This is a genomic window from Tissierella praeacuta (genome assembly GCF_040396155.1).
Lineage (GTDB): Bacteria > Bacillota > Clostridia > Tissierellales > Tissierellaceae > Tissierella > Tissierella praeacuta_A.
Genome location: NZ_JBEBOY010000008.1, coordinates 48812 through 65524 on the forward strand (window position 1 = coordinate 48812; position 16713 = coordinate 65524).

The window sequence follows — 16713 nt, forward strand, 5'->3', positions numbered from 1 at the left end:
ATAAAAAAAGGGGAAACTATTATGGGAGTTAAATTTTGTTCCTTGTCTAGCGGAAGCTCTGGGAACTGTCAATATATTGAAACTGAAAATACGAGAATATTAATAGATGCAGGTTTTTCTGGAAAGAGGATAGAAGAATTATTATCCTCCATAGGAGTAAGTCCATGTGCTTTAGATGGAATATTAGTGACTCATGAACATATCGACCATGTAAGAGGAGTAGGGGTTTTTTCGAGAAGATACGACTTACCTATATATGCCAATGGAAATACATGGATGGGCATGGAAAAGACAATTGGTAAGATACAGGAAAAAAATATAAAAGTCTTTACATCTGAGGAGCATTTTGATATTAAGGACATCGGAGTTTATCCAGTTAATATATTTCATGATGCTTTAGAACCAGTAGGATACATATTTTTTTATAATGAAATTAAGATTAGTATCATAACAGATACAGGAAAGGTAAATGATAGTATGAAATCTAAGATGAAAGATTCTAATCTTTATTTATTGGAATCAAACCATGATATAGATATGCTAAAGAATGGCAGCTATCCATGGCCATTGAAACAGAGAATACTTAGCAGCAGTGGACATTTATCTAATGATGATGCAGGCGCAACTTTAGGAGAAATCATAAGGGGGAAAGAAGAAATAGTATTATTGGGACATTTAAGCCGAGATAATAATACACCAGATCTTGCTTATAAAACTGTTAGGAATTTATTATTGAATCAAGGAATAGATGCAAATAAGGATATTAAATTAGATTTAACCTATAGAGATAAGGCAACAAAAGTTTATAATCTATGATATGGAGGGATTAAGATGAGTGACTATAATTACTATAGCTACAACAGACCGCCAAGAAAAAGAGGGCTTTTTTCATATTTTATAGCAGCATTAGTTGGAGCCATTATAGGAGGAGTTTTAAGTATTTATATTGCACCTACTTACTTGTATGGAAAAATATTACCTATGCCAGATATTTTTGCGAGGCAAGAGACAGGAAATATTAATAAAATAAATATTACTCCAACTGAGGATATTTCTACAGTAACTGCTGTGGCTAAAAAGACTATAGGTTCTGTAGTAGGTATAACTACGATTCAAGAAGTTAGGGAATTCTTTTGGGCAAGGGATACAGAGGGAGTAGGTTCAGGAGTAATAATAGATTCAAATGGGTATATCTTAACTAATTCCCATGTAATAGGAGATGGAAAAGCAAAAAGTATAACTGTACTTGTTGAGAATATGGAAAAAATGCCTGGTAAGGTTTTATGGTATGATGCCGCCCTTGATCTGGCAATAGTAAAAGTAGATGCCAAGAATCTTCAAGTAGCAGATTTAGGAGATTCGGATTCATTAGAAGTTGGGCAATTGGCTATTGCCATAGGTAATCCATTGGGTCTTGATTTTCAAAGGTCTGTAACCTCTGGTATAATTTCAGGTTTACATCGTTCTATTAGAGTAGACCAATATAATATAATAGAAGATTTAATACAAACTGATGCTTCTATAAATCCTGGAAATAGTGGAGGCCCTCTTTTGAACAATAGAGGAGAAGTAATTGGATTAAATACTGCAAAAATTCAAACTGGAGAGGGTTTAGGATTTGCTATACCCATAAATCTTGTTAAATCAATTGCAGAAGAAGTAATCAGCAAAGGGAGTTTTAGCAATGTATATATTGGTTTTCAGGGTATAGAAGTAGATAGATATGAAAGAGAAACAGGAGTTAAATTAAGTGTAAATGGAGGAGTTGTAATTGTAAAAGTACTCCCTAATTCCCCAGCAGCAAATGTGGATTTAAGGCATACTGATGTAATAACTAAAGTAGATAATCAAAGTATCGAAAGTATGACTCAGTTGAGAAAGATATTATATAAGTATAGGATTGGAGATAAGGTAATTTTAACAATAAATAGGGGTGGAGAAGAAATAGAGAAGGAGATCACATTTACAAAATTCTAGAAGATTAAAGGAGGAGTACAGTGAGAATTTTATTAACAAATGACGATGGAATAATGGCAGAGGGAATATATACATTAGCAAAAGAATTGGAAAAAGACCATGAAGTGATTATAGTGGCTCCAGAGATTCAAAGGTCAGCCCAGAGTCATGCCATTACATTATTTCAACCTTTAGTAGTCAAGGAAGTAGAGTTGGAAGGGCTTAAATCTAAGGCATATAGTATATCTGGGACACCAGCTGATTGTGTGAGGGCTGGTTTAGAAGTTTTAACTGATGGACCAGTGGATATGGTTTTTTCTGGTACCAATATGGGGCTAAACTCAGGTATGGATATACTCTATTCAGGAACAGTATCTGCTGCCATAGAAGCCAATATCTATAAGATACCTTCCATAGCAGTGTCTGCAGAAGTAGTAGATGGAAATGCAAGATTTGATATTGCTGCAAAATATGCAAGAAAGATATTGGAAGATTCTAAGATTAAATTAAGTAAGTCGAATATAGTTTTAAACATAAATGTACCGTATAAAGATGAAGAGAATATATTAGGAATAAAGGTTTGTAAAATAGGGGGAATTATTTACGACTATTATTTTATGGATCAGAATGAAAAAGGAGAAAAGGTATTGAAATTAAAGGGCAGAAGGGAATCTGAAATAAAAGAGGATACAGATAGATATTATTTGCATCAAGGATATGTAACTGTAACTCCCTTGCATTATGATTTAACTAATTTTAAATTACTAGAAGAAGTAAGAAATTGGTTTTAGAGTTGAATAATTAGTTTAATTTTGGGTAGTAATAGAGTAACACTTTAATAGGGAGAGGTGCTATTTATGTTTAAAATTAAAGATAAAGAAAAAGTATTAAAAGAGTATGTAAAACGTTATCCGGAGTTAGACCAGTTTGTAATTGATGAATTATCTAGGGAATATGATAGATACATAGATTTACTTAAAAATTTAGAAACTAGAAGTGAAGCCATATCTGTATTCGAAGAAGAGATTGAGAAAAATGAAAGAAGATATAAAGAGAATAATATGATGAAGGCCTTAGAAGGTTCGACCCATGACCAATTCATGGAGATCCTTGCAAACTATGGCATGATAGTATTTTTCAGAGACAATATGATAGAGTAATTTAGAACCAATAAAGAATGAATAAAAAATAGGTGTACAGCTAGCTGTACACCTATTTTTTATTAGAAAGAAGCATTGCATAATTAAACATATTAACATAAAAAATAATAAAAGTTCTATAAATAAAAGTTTTATTCACTTAAAGATTTAGCTATTTTATATATTCAAGTTATTATAAGTAATCCGTAGAAGATATCATAAAAAATGTATTTTATTGAAATATTAAAAATAGGATATTTGTGCTAGAATAAAAAAGGAATAAAATACATTAGATTGAAAGGATACTGTTATGAATATTAGGATTGTTGCAGTAGGAAAGATAAAGGAAAAATATATACAGGAAGGTATCAAAGAATTTACTAAGAGATTATCAAGATATTGTTTATTAGATATAGTTGAAATTGACGATGAAAAAGCACCTGAAAGTTTGTCTGAAAAGGAAATGGAAATGGTGAAAAATAAAGAGGGAGTTAAAATATTAGGAAAAATTCCTCAAAATTCTTTTGTTATATCTTTAGTCATAGAAGGAAAACAATTATCCTCAGAGGATTTATCAATAAAAATGAAAGAATTAATGATAAATGGTACTAATGATATTACATTTATAATAGGAGGATCTTTAGGATTATCGAAAAATGTAATAAACAGAAGTGATTTTAAGCTATCGTTTTCAAAAATGACATTTCCCCATCAGCTAATGAGGCTTATACTGTTGGAACAGATATATAGAGGTTGGCGAATAATGAGAGGTGAACCGTATCACAAATAACTCGAAAACCAAACTTAATAGATTTAATTGAGAAAAAGTTGATTGTCTACTATTACAATGTATAAGTAACCATTTCCTATAATAGAAGATGAAAAAGTAATATAATTCTTAAAGTAATTTATTTATGATAAAGATATTATAATTTGAGAGTTTAATATGTTACACTATCTATATAGAGTGTGTTAAGAATTGTTTTTATAATACTAAATAAGGGGAATAACAATGATAGAGATTAGAAAAGCGACAAAGAATGATTTACAAGAAATGAAAGCAATAGTAAAATCAGCTTTTTATCGTGAAGGTAAAGATGAAATCTTTAATGAGTGGGAGTTTGTGGAGAAAGTTACATATGATAAAGGTTTTATAAAAGAATTATGCCAAGTAGCTGTGTTAGACGGTAAAATTACAGGATATATTTTACTGTCTGAAGCACAGATTGGAAATAAGAAGGGATTATCTTTAGGACCATTAGCAGTGACACCTGTATATCAAAGTAAGGGAATTGGGAAGCAGCTTATAAAGAATGGGCTAGATCAGGCGAAAGCATTAGGCTATGAATGGGTTGCATTAACAGGGGGAGATTATTATTTACAATTTGGATTTGAGCCTGCGTTGAAATACCATATTATTTTATCAGAAGATAACCCTGAAAATGAGTATTTAAAGATTCTTTTCCTGAACAGAAGTAATGTAGATAAGGTTTGTGGTGTTATGAGATTCTGTGATTCATTTTATAACGAAAATGGTGAATTACTTTAATTGATGAGAAGTTACGGCATAGTATAATGACTTTAAACATTATATATGTAGAAAAATTGTTATAAAATTAACGAATTAATGAGCAGATGAAAAAAAGTATGAATTATATTATTGGAAATGTAAAAATTCATATTATAGAATATATGATTCCAATGGGTAACTATTATCTTTGAGGGTATATAATGGCGAGGAGGTTTTTATGAAAAAGAAATATAGACTTATTCTTTTATTTATTTTACTCGTCTTAGTTCTTATCTACATTAAAACAATTCATCCATATATACAAAGAAGAAACGTAAAAGCCGAACTAGCAGAGGAATGGGAGATAGATATTGCTCCAGAATATAAATTAACGGCAATAAAGAAGAATAAGCAGCAATGGCATGGAGAACAACAAAAATTTATATTATTTGAATCAGATAATTTGAGTAATTTATATAAGTATATTAATGATAATAATTTTAATCAAGATAAGATAGGCCTTGATTCAATAAAAAGAGTTGTTGAAATAGAAGATATTCTAAATGTTGAAAGAAAATATAGAGTTGATTTTGACTCTGATTATCTTTATAAGATGTTTATGAAACAGAAAGTATCATTAGGATCTGAACAAAAAAATGATTTATTATATGTCTTTTTAATAAAAAAGAATAATAAAATTAAGGTGTTTTTTATAGAAGATTTAAACGTTTTAGATTTGGAAAGGTCTTTATTATAGATTACTTAAATGATAATTAACGATTTGTAAAGTAATATACAACTATGTTATTCAATATAATTTAGAAGTCAAACAATATTAAATATATGGAGATAATGGACAGATATAGGTTTATTCTACATATTATGAGATAACTGAATTTATTGGGCGAGTAGATAATGGGATTAAAAAGGGTATCTGATAGAATTTATTATTTACCGGCTGATGAAGAAACTGATAGACCTATACTTGGATATATAAGGAGAGATAAGTATTCGATGGCAGTAGATTCAGTATTGATTTATATACCTGAAGAAAAGACTATTTTTGTTGGTGATGCAGATTGTGAAGATTACTATGATAATGGAGGGAAATATAATAAGTATAAATTAAAAAACTATATAGAATTAATTAAAGGCTTTGATTTTCATATCTATATGATAGGGCATGGTGAGCCAGAAAACAAGGAATCAATACTTAATTATTTAGAAAATGAGCTTAAAAATATAAAATAGTAAATTTCGTATTATACCAATTATAGTAAATTATGTTGCAAGCAAATGAAGTTTTAAAATAATAAAATTAAATGGTATAATTATAAATATAATATTTAATAACATAAGATTCTAGATTATTGAGGAGACGAATATATGAAAATAGCACATGAATGTATTCACTGTCTTGCTAGACAAGCAGTGGAAATAGCTGAAGAAGCAACAAGTAATGTATCAGTGCAAGAAGAAATAATAAAAAAATCTTTAAGAGAATTAGGAGAAATGAATTTTAATGAAACAGCACCTGAAATGGCTTTTAGGATGCATCAACATGCTAAGAATATTACTTATATAAATGATCCATATAAAAGATTGAAAGAACAGTATAATGAAATTGCTAAAGAGATTTGTAACAGAATTATTGAGGAAAAATGGTTAGAGAAGGCGGAAGACCCCTTCGATATGGCTTGTAGATTGGCTATTGCAGGAAATATTATAGATTTTTCAGTTGGATTAAATCTAGAACCTTCAGATATTGTTAAATCCGTTGAGGATAGTATCAAACATGATATTTTTGGTACTGGATCAGCAGCTTTGAAAGAAGCAGTGAAAAAAGCAAATAATATTATGTATATTGCTGATAATTCTGGCGAAATCATATTTGATAAGTTTCTATTAGAGAGACTTCCAACTGAGAAAATTACTTATGTGGTGAAAGGGGGTCCAATAGTTAATGATGCTACTATGGATGATGCAATAAGTACAGGTGTTGTAGATTTAGTAAAAGTCATTGACAATGGTCATTCTGCACAAGGAACGATTTTAAAAGATTGTTCAAGTACATTTAAGAGTGAATTTAGCAAGGCAGACCTTGTTATAAGTAAAGGGCAAGCAAATTTTGAAACATTAAGTGATATTAAAGATAAGAATATATTTTATTTGTTGAGAGCGAAATGTAGTCCAGTTGCTTCTGCCATAGGATGCCAGCGAATGGATTATGTTCTTACAAATTAATAGAATGAAGGTAGACAGGCTTTTAATTTAATAGGAAAATATTCTTTTTTAACAAAATTAAAAGAGCAGTATAAGTGGCAATATATTAAAACTCATAAACTAATAATGGTATAACAACAGATATTTAGATACCTAAAAGTATAGTTGTGGATTTTAATGTTTTCTGGGTTGGGTGATATTTTAATAGAATAAGGATAGCTTAGCTATCCTTATTCTATTAAAATATAAACTTTTATAAGTTATAGGTAGTCTATATTTCAGCAATTACTCTGCAGGGCAGTCCACTTATATTTTCTATACTAATTGGAAATGTATATACTTTAAAACCTTTATCTTGGACATTACCTAAAAGCAGTCCTAAATTATTAAGGTTTTCAATTACAAAGATTCCATTATCGGCACAATGCTGATCTGTTTCAATATGAACATTAGGTCTTACAATACTAGCTGTATCTATGCCTATAAGGCTAACTTTTTTAGAAATAAGTTTATTTATTAAGCTTTTTGATAGAACAGGATAATCTGTAAAATACCTCTCTGTTCCATAAGATTCTTCTTCAAGATAACCAGTATAGAATATAACAAAATCATTTTCTTTTATCTTATTTAAGTCTATGTCTGTAGTGTCAATCTCTTTATCTCTAATATTTCTAATGTCGAATAATCTGCCATTTCGAATAGTGTTTTCTAGAGAGAATTTTTTATCCATTACATCAAAATGGGTTCCAATATGTCCAATAATATCTCTCTTAGCTTTAAAAGACTTCTCTAAAAGTTCATTAAAGAATTCTTTTTCAATACTTATACTTAAATCAATTTTCATTTTTACCTATCTCCTCTATTTGCTCCTTAAAATGATTATTCATTTCTTTTAAAAAGCTGATAATTATTTCTATTTCATTATCATTAAATTTTTTGAATATATTCATATATTCTTTCTCAGATATATCATGAAGTTTTCTATGAGCATGATATACTTCCCATCCCTTATCTGTAAGTTCAAAGAAAATCTCTTTTTTGTTATCTGATTTTTTATACTGTTTTATGAGACTTTCAGAAAGTAATTTCTTGGTTATTTTACTGATGGCACCCTTAGTCATATTTAATTCTTCTGAGATTTTAGTAACATTTGTATCTTGTAGATTACCAATACAATCTATACAGTGTACTTGTGATAGACTATATTTTTTAAATATTCCACGATTATGCTCAGGAGCACCTAGATAATCTATGTTTTCTGTTAAACTTTTGAAATTTAATAATAATTGATCCAAATAGTTCAAGGTAGGACCTCCTTATATTATTTCCTAGGATACAATATATAATATAATATTATTGTTTCCGTGTCAACTATATTTTGAAATTGATTTTGGGATTAAGAAAGCTGGATAGATTTATGAATATTAATTAAGATTAAAATATATTATTATGAATATTAGAATGATTATAGTAGAAAGATAAATGAAAAGTATATACAAGAAAGTATCAATGAATTTGCTAAGAGATTAATATTATTCATTAGATATATAGATAAACAAGTTCAAATTTAAATATATTTAATTAAACTTATCTATAGTTGAGATCCATTAGCTATAGAAATGCATTTAAACGCTCTAAAAGAATAAATATTAGGTTAAAAAGAAACTATTAAACTTACTTTAAAAAAGAATTCCCCGCATTTGTAGGCAGGGATAGTTCAAGCTTTTATAATATTTATGAAAGACTCAATCATACGCTGTCCATATTGAACAAGTGAATAACGTCCTTGATTTAAGCACCAGTCGTATGTAAGCCCCCGTTCAACAATAGCATACCATTCTGTTAATTCTAAATAAGAAAGAGAAGTTTTAATTTCACCATTATCTATACCTTCCTTCATGATTGATGAAATTATTTTATAATATTCTCGTTCTGGATTAATAATATGACGTGTACCTTGTGTCATAACTTGTAGTCCATATAAGGTAGCTAAAAGCGGTCTATATGGAGAATCTTCTAGATTTTTCATTACAAATAAATTAAATTCTAATAATTTATCTAATGCTTTTAAATTTGGGTCGACTGTATTGAACCAATCTACATAATCAGCATCAAAATAATAGGCAATGCAGAATAATACCTCTTCTTTACCGTGAAAATGATGATAAAATGCACCTCGAGAGGTCTGGGAAGTTTTGATGATTTGATTAACAGTAGTATGTTTATATCCTTGCTCTAAAAACAATTTCCAAGCTGCATCTATAATTCTTTCTTTTACACTAGGTTTCGGGTTAATTTCCATATTTTCATACCCCTCTAATTACAAAAATTGGTTTCGAAACAAATAATATCATATAAGTCAGATTTTTGCAACGATTGCAAATTAGAGTTAAATTCAAGTATCTATTGATATAGGTGAACTTGACATAAATAAAAAACATAACTATAATATTAAGAAACGTAATACGGAACGCAGTACTATATATTTTTAAGTATTGCAATAAATAAAATAGATTTAATTTTTACAATCTTTTTATAATTTAAAATCTTTGGGGGTATTCTATAATGAATAAAATTTTGTTAACAGAAAATTTAAGCTGGGAACAAAAGAAAAATGCTATTGAAATGAGCTTGATAAATGGGTTTTACTCTACTTCAGCAAAGTTTCCAGTTACATCAAATGAAGATGGAATCAAGATTCCAAACAAATTATCGGATTTACAAAAAAAATATACTCAAGTATCTGAAAAATGGCCGGATGACTACGTTTCAGCTAGCAAAAAAGCAAAACCAATTTTAGAATTTGATTGGAGAAAAAAGAAAGGATTAGAAGCCTTATTTTCTAAGGGAATGATTTTAGAAGACCAAAACTTTGATCAATTGTCAGATAAGTTGAATTTTAAAATATCTATTCCAGAGGAATGCAGCCTTTCTATTTTAATATCTGCATGTAATTTTGCTTTTCGATTTGGAATGGAAACTACTGCTTATGAAGGTCCAATTATTGTACAGGAAAATTGGAATGGAAATTTATTGGTTTTTGAAGAAGATAGTGAATGTGGAATGGAATTCATAGAAAAAGAAGGAAGAAAAATTTTCCGAATATATGGGCAAGGGGAAGAGCTTGAAAGATTTTCTGCTTATATATGTGAATCTTTTCCTTTATTGCCTAAGGGCAGGACTTGGATAGATCAGCTTCAGGATATGACAGATAGTTTTGTGATGAAAAATTTAGATGGTCAATTATCATATTTAAAGGCATATGAAAAAGAATTAGAAGGTAATGTTAATGCCTATATGTCACCAAATATTCAAGATATATTAGATGAAATTGAACCAATTTTTCCCAATGTGCAATTTAAAAATCATAAAGCAGTAAAAAAAATATATGAAAAAACCTATGATATTCCATGGGAAGTAGATGTTTATAAAAGTGTTTTAAAAGAAAAAATTTATCATAAATTAAAACCAGGAGATAATGTTGAAATTTATGGTGCCCTTAGTGAAGAAATAGATGTCAGAAACCATTTAATGGAGGAAATAAAAAAAGAACTTGGAAAGAGACAAATTAAATTAGATGAGATGCAAATAATATGTGCATATAAACAAGGGTTTTCATGGATAGAAGAAATAATACTTCCACAATTAGAAGGTAAAAAAATACAAAAAATTGAGATTGCTTTTAAATCATTTCTTCCACAAGGAGAAACAAAGTGGTTAGATGAAGATGGGGCTACTCCGTCCTATCATAATGTAGGAGCAGATAATCCTAACAAATGGTTTGATATTCCAATTCGCTATTTACAGGAATTATATCCAATTGATGATATAATTGCAGAAAAACTTGAAATTAATAGAGATATGATTAATTTTGTGCAATATAAGGGAGAACAGGATATAACTTATGAAGTGAAAGTTTTCGATGCTAATTGTGATACAGTATTTACTTCAAGCTATAAAGCCATATGTTCAGAAAGACCTTATTTAGATAATTATCCGGAGATGGGAAAGGTGCATCCTTCAACAGGATATATAAAGGTTGTTGTAAATGGAATTGAAGTTCTTAAGGAAGGGATATCAACAGATGTTGAAAATATTTGGGATATATATCAGAGTGAAGTATTGCCAGATTGTAAGAAATTCATTGAAATGAAAACAAAAGGCAATATTAGTATAGATACACAACCGTTTTTTTCTCAATTATGCTTAGAAGTAAATGCAAGTGAGCCAGATTATCCTTTATCTTGCAGAGAGGATTTGATTTCTTCACTTGATTCTCTACATGAAGATATGTATTTTGTAGGAACAGATTATTTCAAAAATTACGGTATGCAAAATGCAGGTGTTTTACTAGATGCACCAGGACTTATTTTACCAATTATAAAGAAAAGTGCAGGTAAACCTACGTTTAAAGTAACTTTATATGATCAGTTAGAAAGAGTTCCTTGTATAAAGTCAGATAATAAGGACATAAAATGTCAGCTTAAAAGGGAAGAGGTAGAGCTGTACATGCAGAAATTAAGTTATAAGGATGGTAAAATTACTGCATTTTTGAATACAAATATTAAAGAAGAAAAGCTAGTTGAAAGTTATATATATCTTTTAGAAGAAAAATTGATTAAAGCAAGTAAAGGATTTAGTGGTATAGATATTTTGAAAATAAACACGGAAAAAAATTGCTATACTTCTTCAGTTATAGAGCAAAAACAACCAGAAAAGAATTTAAGCATTTTGGATATCGACTTAATGGAAGATACTTTAATAGGATATGAACAGTATTTATGTATTATGGAACAATTAAAGCGTGTACCTGGAATTAAAGTATATCCCATAGCTACATCTTATTTAGGAAGAGATATTTATGTAATTGAGATCCTTCCAAAAGAAGAAGGATATATTTCTAGAACAAAACGTATTACAAATTTTCCTTCTGAAATTATTAATTCTAGACATCATGCAAATGAAGTATCCAGTACAAATGCAGCTTTTATACTTTTAAAGAAATTATTAACGGAAGAGAGATATAAGTCCCTTCCAGATAAAATGAATCTTTTTATTGTACCAATGGAGAATGTTGATGGAACGGATATACACTATAAGCTTCAAAGAGATAATCCAAACTGGAAATTACATGTTGCTAGATTCAATGCAATAGGTAAAGAATTTTACCATGAACATTTTAAGCCAGATACAATTCATACTGAAGCTATAGGCCTTACAAGACTATGGGAGAAATGTTTGCCAGATATAATCGTCGATAATCATGGAGTTCCAAGTCATGAATGGGAGCAGCAATTTTCTGGATATACTTCTCCTTCTTATAAAGGATTTTGGCTGCCTCGCTCTTTATTATATGGATATTTCTGGACAGTAAAAAATGATGAATATAAGGGTAATTATTTAGTAAATAAAAAGATGGAAGAAGTAATTGCAGATGCAATTGCAGAAGATGATGAAATTACAATGTGGAATAAAGAATGGATTTCAAAGTTTGAGAAATATGCTCATGGTTGGATGCCAAAATTATTTCCAGCTGATTATTATAATGATATGATTAATTATTGGATATCATTTGAATTTGATCCTTCACACAGATATCCATCAATACGTTTCCCTTGGATAACAACTTCATCTTATACAAGTGAGGTTGCAGATGAGACAGCTCAAGGAGAATATTTAAAACTTTGTGCAAAGGCACATGTAACCCATGATGAAGCAGTGATTAAAATGCTTATGAACTGTACCTGTTTATTTGAGAGTAAATGCGAGATAACAGAAAACAAGGTTTCAATAAGCTATATTAGGCATAGACCAATAATTGTATAATATAGCTTGAAATAAATAATTATTTATAAAGGAGATGAAGAAGTATGGAGCTAATTAAATTATTAGGAATCCTTATTGTCATCGTTGGATTTGCACTTAAGAAAGATTCCATTTTAATTATCCTATGTGCTGCAATAGTGACAGCATTTGTAGGAAATCTTGGAGTTGTAGGACTGCTTGAAACTCTTGGGAATTCCTTTGTTTCTAATCGAAGTATGGCGATATTTATATTAATCATGCTTGTAACGGGAACCCTAGAAAGAAATGGATTAAAAGAAGCAGCTGCAAAACTTATTGGTAAGGTAAAGGGAGCATCTCCAGGTAAGGTTATTGGTATTTATGGCATTATGAGAGGTATCTTTGCTGCATTTAATGTAAGTTTTGGTGGAGTTGCAGGATTTGTAAGACCTATTATTATGCCTATGGCAACAGGTTCAGTAGAAGCTTCAGGTAGAAGCATAGATGAAAGGCATTTAGAAGAAATAAAGGGAATGGCTTCAGGAATGGAAAACATTGCATGGTTTTTCTGTCAAGTATTATTTGTAGGCGGAGCAGGCGGTCTTTTAGTTCAATCAACTTTAGCTTCACTTGGTTATAATGTAGAATTAATTGATTTAGTTAAGGTAGAAATTCCAGTAGCTATTGTTGCTGTTTTAGTAGCAATTGTTTACTATTATTTAAAAGATAAGAAACTTTATAAAAAATATTATGATGAAAAGTAGAAAGGAGGGAATAGTATGACATTTTTTATGGACAAAGAAGTATTGTTAGGAGCTAAACTTTTAGAAGTTATTTATATTGTTATTGGTTTAATTACACTTTATACAGGAATTAAAAATGCAATGGATGAAAAAAATCCTTGTAGAATGGGAACAGCTATTTTTTGGTGTTCATTAGGTATTGTACTGGCATTTGGAAGATGGATACCAGCAATTGTTAATGGAATATTAATTATCATTATGACAATTCCATCAATCTTGCATAAAGTTAAAATCGGACATCAAAATACTCCTACTTATGAAGAAGCAAAAGTTGCTTTTGATAAAATTGGAATGAAAATATTTATTCCTGCATTGGCAATTGGTATATTTGCAATTATCTTTGCTATCTTTACAACTATGGGTGCATTAGTTGGTGTAGGAGTTGGAATCCTTGTATCTATTGTATTGTTGATGATTTTCTCTCCAAGTAATAAGCCAAAAGTTTTTTTAATGGATTCAGAACGTTTATTATCTACTGTTGGACCTCTTAGTATGTTACCAATGCTTTTAGCTAGTCTTGGTGCAATATTTACTGCAGCAGGAGTTGGGGATGTAATTGCTCTTTTAGTTGGAAATATTATTCCAAAGGGAAATGTTAATATTGGTATTATTGTATACGCACTTGGTATGATGTTATTTACTATGATCATGGGAAATGCTTTTGCAGCTATTACTGTTATGACTGTAGGAATTGGTGCTCCTTTTGTATTAGCATATGGGGCTAATCCAGTTGTAGTAGGTATGATTGCACTTACAGCAGGATATTGTGGAACATTATGTACACCTATGGCGGCAAACTTTAATATCGTTCCAGTCGCAATGCTTGATATGAAGGATAGAATGGGAGTTATTAAAAATCAGATAATACCGGCATTAATTATGATTGCTTTTCAAATTGTATATATGATTATATTAAAATAAGAAGAATATGGATAGAGGGGTAGTATGAGGAATTACTTAGAGCGTTTGGAGCATGGAGCCCAGATTATAATACATGATTGGATGAAGATTAAAAGGCGAGATAGGTTATTGATTGTTACTAGCGAAAAATACATGCTAGAGTCTTCTATACTCAAAAAAATATGTCTAGAGAAAAAAGCTTTTGTAGATATAATGATTGTGGAAAAAGCAGGAATAAAAGTTGGTATATTTTTTGATGAAAATGAAAGGGTATTCGATGACTATACTGCTATTATCGGCGCTACAGACTACTCATTAGTCACAACACGTGCAGTTAAAAGAGCAATTGAAAAGGGAAGTAAGTTTCTCTCGCTACCTCTTTTTGTAAGAAATCAGAAGTCCATGTTATCCTATGATTTTATAAGGATGGATACTAAGAAAAGCAAGATGATGGCAAAGGTAATTATGAAATATATTCATAATTCATCTATGCTTCAAATAATAACTAAAATTGGGACTAATCTTAAGGTATATAAGCAAAATCGCACACCGGGATTTTTCAATGGTGTAGTCAAAGATGGAAAAGGGTATTCATCAGCAAGCTTTGAAGTTTATATACCTATAGTTGAAACTAAGACTGAAGGAACAATGATAGTGGATGGTTCTCTTGGTTATATTGGACGGCCTAAGGAACCAATAAAGATAACAATTTCCCAAGGACGGATTAAGGAAATTCAAAAAAATTTAAGTGGCAATGTACTGAAAAAATATCTTGAAGAATATGAAGATGAACATATGTATGTTGCCTCAGAGCTTGGTATAGGATTAAATTCTTATGCTAAATGTGAGGGGAATTGTTATATAGAAGATGAATCTTCCTATGGAACATTTCATATAGGCTTTGGAAGGAATATAGGACTTGGAGGAATCCATGAGGCAAGTGGCCATTTTGATTTGGTCAGTTTAAAACCTGATATTTATGCTGACAATAGAAAAATTATGCAACAGGGAAGAATTATAGTACCGGAACCACAAATATATTGATTTAAGGGAGGCAAATTGTATGAAAATATTAGTAACTGGTTTTGATCCTTTTGGAGGAGAGAAAATAAATCCTGCTTATGAAGCTGTGAAGCTTATTCCAGATAGGATAGCTAATTGTGATATTATAAAACTTGAGATTCCCACTGTATTTGCGAGGAGTGCTTTAGTTGTAGAAAAGGCCATAGAAGAATATAAGCCAGATGTTGTTCTCAATGTAGGGCAAGCAGGCGGACGTTCTAGTATTACAGTAGAAAAGGTTGCTATTAATCTTGCAGAAGCAAGAATCCCAGATAATGATGGTGATCAACCTGTAGATCAAATGTTGCAACAGGATGGAGAAACTGCTTATTTTTCAACCATTCCAGTAAAGGCAATTGTAAAGAATATAAGAGAACATGGCATACCAGCTAATATTTCTTATACAGCAGGTACCTATGTATGCAATAGCATAATGTATAATGTATTGTATATGACAAATAAAAAAAATACTAATATACGTGCAGGCTTTATCCATGTGCCTTATTCCACAGAGCAAGCTGTATTACAGAAAGATGGTATTCCATCTATGCCAGTAGAGACTATTGCTAAAGCATTGGAGTATGCAATTGTGGCTATTATTGAAAATAATGAAGAAAGTAAAGAGCCTATGGGTACAACAATGTAATAGTTATTATGAGTTTGTTTAAGATAAAATAAAAGTATAGGAAATTTTAAAGACTAAAAGGTTAAGAATATTTTATGGGGATGATGTCAATCATCCTTTTTTGTTGTTTATGAATACTACTTGCTATGATATAATCAGGCTACAAAGATAGGTTTTAGCTATTCTTTTATTACTATCTTTGCCTATGGGGATTGGTTTGAAATATAAAAGATTTAGAATAAAAAATTCTATAAAGAAACCTTTCCATAAGATATAGTATAGTTAAATATAGCTAAGATGCAATAATATATATTATTCACTGAAGGAGGTTGAAGTATGGATTATATGCCTATGATGTTAATAGTTATTTTGTTTGCTCTTTTTAATATGAACATTAATGAGCTAAGACGTAAGCAAAAACAGTTAGAATTAAAATTAGATAAAATTATAGAACATCTTGGATTAGACGAGCTATCATCAGAATATGTATCTGATGAACTTAAAAGTGAACTAATTGAACTCATCAGGAAAAATGAGAGAATTAAGGCAATAAAAAGGTTAAGAGAAGCTACTGATATGGGACTAAAGGAAGCAAAGGACTATGTTGATAATTTATAATATATCAAATTTATATCATAATGAAAGATTGTCTGATATTATAATAGAATAAGGGGTAGATATAAATAAACTGGTGGAAGGGGATGGGATATG

18 protein-coding genes are annotated in these 16713 nt (G+C 30.0%); 15 read left to right on the forward strand and 3 right to left on the reverse strand.

The features are described from left to right. Positions 1-21: 21 nt before the first annotated feature. The 9 genes from ABWP20_RS05880 to ABWP20_RS05920 all read left to right on the forward strand — a co-directional run bounded on the left by ABWP20_RS05880 (position 22) and on the right by ABWP20_RS05920 (position 6849). The gene (locus tag ABWP20_RS05880) at positions 22-816 is read left to right on the forward strand and encodes an MBL fold metallo-hydrolase (protein WP_353094672.1); all 795 of its coding nucleotides are present in this window, start codon (positions 22-24) and stop codon (positions 814-816) included. 15 nt (positions 817-831) lie between these two features. Beyond that, positions 832-1977 carry a serine protease HtrA gene (htrA, locus tag ABWP20_RS05885; protein WP_353094674.1) on the forward strand — a complete coding sequence of 382 codons (1146 nt, stop codon included), beginning with the start codon at positions 832-834 and terminating at the stop codon, positions 1975-1977. 20 nt (positions 1978-1997) lie between these two features. Continuing rightward, the gene (surE, locus tag ABWP20_RS05890; protein ID WP_353094675.1) at positions 1998-2747 is read left to right on the forward strand and encodes a 5'/3'-nucleotidase SurE; all 750 of its coding nucleotides are present in this window, start codon (positions 1998-2000) and stop codon (positions 2745-2747) included. Positions 2748-2813: 66 nt separating this feature from the next. After that, on the forward strand, positions 2814-3116 hold the full coding sequence (locus ABWP20_RS05895; RefSeq protein WP_353094677.1) for a hypothetical protein: 303 nt from the start codon (positions 2814-2816) through the stop codon (positions 3114-3116). Positions 3117-3405: 289 nt separating this feature from the next. Next, positions 3406-3885 (forward strand): 23S rRNA (pseudouridine(1915)-N(3))-methyltransferase RlmH, encoded by a 480-nt coding sequence (gene rlmH / locus ABWP20_RS05900; RefSeq protein ID WP_353094679.1) that lies wholly within the window; start codon positions 3406-3408, stop codon positions 3883-3885. A 222-nt stretch (positions 3886-4107) separates the two neighbouring features. Beyond that, positions 4108-4644, forward strand: a complete 537-nt coding sequence (locus tag ABWP20_RS05905) for a GNAT family N-acetyltransferase (RefSeq protein ID WP_353094681.1) — start codon at positions 4108-4110, stop codon at positions 4642-4644. 199 nt (positions 4645-4843) lie between these two features. Next, the gene (locus ABWP20_RS05910) at positions 4844-5362 is read left to right on the forward strand and encodes a hypothetical protein (protein WP_353094683.1); all 519 of its coding nucleotides are present in this window, start codon (positions 4844-4846) and stop codon (positions 5360-5362) included. Positions 5363-5520: 158 nt separating this feature from the next. After that, on the forward strand, positions 5521-5856 hold the full coding sequence (locus ABWP20_RS05915) for a hypothetical protein (RefSeq protein WP_353094684.1): 336 nt from the start codon (positions 5521-5523) through the stop codon (positions 5854-5856). Positions 5857-5991: 135 nt separating this feature from the next. Next, entirely contained in the window at positions 5992-6849 is an 858-nt protein-coding gene (locus ABWP20_RS05920) for a damage-control phosphatase ARMT1 family protein (RefSeq protein WP_353094686.1), read from the forward strand. 250 nt (positions 6850-7099) lie between these two features. On the opposite strand, the gene ABWP20_RS05925 is transcribed toward ABWP20_RS05920, so the two are convergent. The 3 genes from ABWP20_RS05925 to ABWP20_RS05935 form a co-directional block, all read right to left on the reverse strand. Continuing rightward, on the reverse strand, positions 7100-7672 hold the full coding sequence (locus tag ABWP20_RS05925; protein WP_353094688.1) for a cyclase family protein: 573 nt from the start codon (positions 7670-7672) through the stop codon (positions 7100-7102). Beyond that, on the reverse strand, positions 7662-8132 hold the full coding sequence (locus ABWP20_RS05930; protein WP_353094690.1) for a MarR family transcriptional regulator: 471 nt from the start codon (positions 8130-8132) through the stop codon (positions 7662-7664). The genes ABWP20_RS05925 and ABWP20_RS05930 overlap by 11 nt, the downstream gene beginning before the upstream one ends. A 413-nt stretch (positions 8133-8545) precedes the next feature. Then, positions 8546-9130 carry a TetR/AcrR family transcriptional regulator gene (locus tag ABWP20_RS05935; RefSeq protein WP_353094692.1) on the reverse strand — a complete coding sequence of 195 codons (585 nt, stop codon included), beginning with the start codon at positions 9128-9130 and terminating at the stop codon, positions 8546-8548. A gap of 263 nt (positions 9131-9393) precedes the next feature. Between ABWP20_RS05935 and ABWP20_RS05940 the strand changes: the two genes are divergently transcribed. From ABWP20_RS05940 to ABWP20_RS05965, 6 genes are all read left to right on the forward strand, one after another. Continuing rightward, entirely contained in the window at positions 9394-12654 is a 3261-nt protein-coding gene (locus tag ABWP20_RS05940; protein ID WP_353094694.1) for a M14 family metallopeptidase, read from the forward strand. A 44-nt stretch (positions 12655-12698) separates the two neighbouring features. Continuing rightward, positions 12699-13376, forward strand: a complete 678-nt coding sequence (locus ABWP20_RS05945; protein WP_353094696.1) for a 5-oxoproline transporter, DUF969 family subunit — start codon at positions 12699-12701, stop codon at positions 13374-13376. Between the two features lie 15 nt (positions 13377-13391). Beyond that, entirely contained in the window at positions 13392-14336 is a 945-nt protein-coding gene (locus ABWP20_RS05950) for a DUF979 domain-containing protein (protein WP_353094698.1), read from the forward strand. A gap of 24 nt (positions 14337-14360) precedes the next feature. Further along, positions 14361-15359 (forward strand): 2,5-dihydroxypyridine 5,6-dioxygenase NicX family protein, encoded by a 999-nt coding sequence (locus ABWP20_RS05955; RefSeq protein WP_353094700.1) that lies wholly within the window; start codon positions 14361-14363, stop codon positions 15357-15359. Between the two features lie 19 nt (positions 15360-15378). Then, positions 15379-16023, forward strand: a complete 645-nt coding sequence (gene pcp, locus ABWP20_RS05960) for a pyroglutamyl-peptidase I (protein ID WP_353094702.1) — start codon at positions 15379-15381, stop codon at positions 16021-16023. A 315-nt stretch (positions 16024-16338) separates the two neighbouring features. Then, the gene (locus tag ABWP20_RS05965; protein ID WP_353094704.1) at positions 16339-16620 is read left to right on the forward strand and encodes a ribosomal protein L7/L12; all 282 of its coding nucleotides are present in this window, start codon (positions 16339-16341) and stop codon (positions 16618-16620) included. Positions 16621-16713: the final 93 nt, after the last annotated feature.

Excerpts from the sequence above, each read along its gene's own strand:
- ABWP20_RS05945 (WP_353094696.1), top strand. The coding sequence starts at position 12,699 with ATGGAGCTAATTAAATTATTAGGAATCCTTATTGTCATCGTTGGATTT.
- ABWP20_RS05925 (WP_353094688.1), bottom strand. The coding sequence starts at position 7,672 with ATGAAAATTGATTTAAGTATAAGTATTGAAAAAGAATTCTTTAATGAA.
- ABWP20_RS05950 (WP_353094698.1), top strand. The coding sequence starts at position 13,392 with ATGACATTTTTTATGGACAAAGAAGTATTGTTAGGAGCTAAACTTTTA.
- rlmH (WP_353094679.1), top strand. The coding sequence starts at position 3,406 with ATGAATATTAGGATTGTTGCAGTAGGAAAGATAAAGGAAAAATATATA.
- ABWP20_RS05895 (WP_353094677.1), top strand. The coding sequence starts at position 2,814 with ATGTTTAAAATTAAAGATAAAGAAAAAGTATTAAAAGAGTATGTAAAA.
- ABWP20_RS05880 (WP_353094672.1), top strand. The coding sequence starts at position 22 with ATGGGAGTTAAATTTTGTTCCTTGTCTAGCGGAAGCTCTGGGAACTGT.
- ABWP20_RS05940 (WP_353094694.1), top strand. The coding sequence starts at position 9,394 with ATGAATAAAATTTTGTTAACAGAAAATTTAAGCTGGGAACAAAAGAAA.
- htrA (WP_353094674.1), top strand. The coding sequence starts at position 832 with ATGAGTGACTATAATTACTATAGCTACAACAGACCGCCAAGAAAAAGA.
- ABWP20_RS05935 (WP_353094692.1), bottom strand. The coding sequence starts at position 9,130 with ATGGAAATTAACCCGAAACCTAGTGTAAAAGAAAGAATTATAGATGCA.
- ABWP20_RS05905 (WP_353094681.1), top strand. The coding sequence starts at position 4,108 with ATGATAGAGATTAGAAAAGCGACAAAGAATGATTTACAAGAAATGAAA.
- ABWP20_RS05910 (WP_353094683.1), top strand. The coding sequence starts at position 4,844 with ATGAAAAAGAAATATAGACTTATTCTTTTATTTATTTTACTCGTCTTA.
- pcp (WP_353094702.1), top strand. The coding sequence starts at position 15,379 with ATGAAAATATTAGTAACTGGTTTTGATCCTTTTGGAGGAGAGAAAATA.
- ABWP20_RS05965 (WP_353094704.1), top strand. The coding sequence starts at position 16,339 with ATGGATTATATGCCTATGATGTTAATAGTTATTTTGTTTGCTCTTTTT.
- ABWP20_RS05915 (WP_353094684.1), top strand. The coding sequence starts at position 5,521 with ATGGGATTAAAAAGGGTATCTGATAGAATTTATTATTTACCGGCTGAT.
- ABWP20_RS05955 (WP_353094700.1), top strand. The coding sequence starts at position 14,361 with ATGAGGAATTACTTAGAGCGTTTGGAGCATGGAGCCCAGATTATAATA.
- ABWP20_RS05920 (WP_353094686.1), top strand. The coding sequence starts at position 5,992 with ATGAAAATAGCACATGAATGTATTCACTGTCTTGCTAGACAAGCAGTG.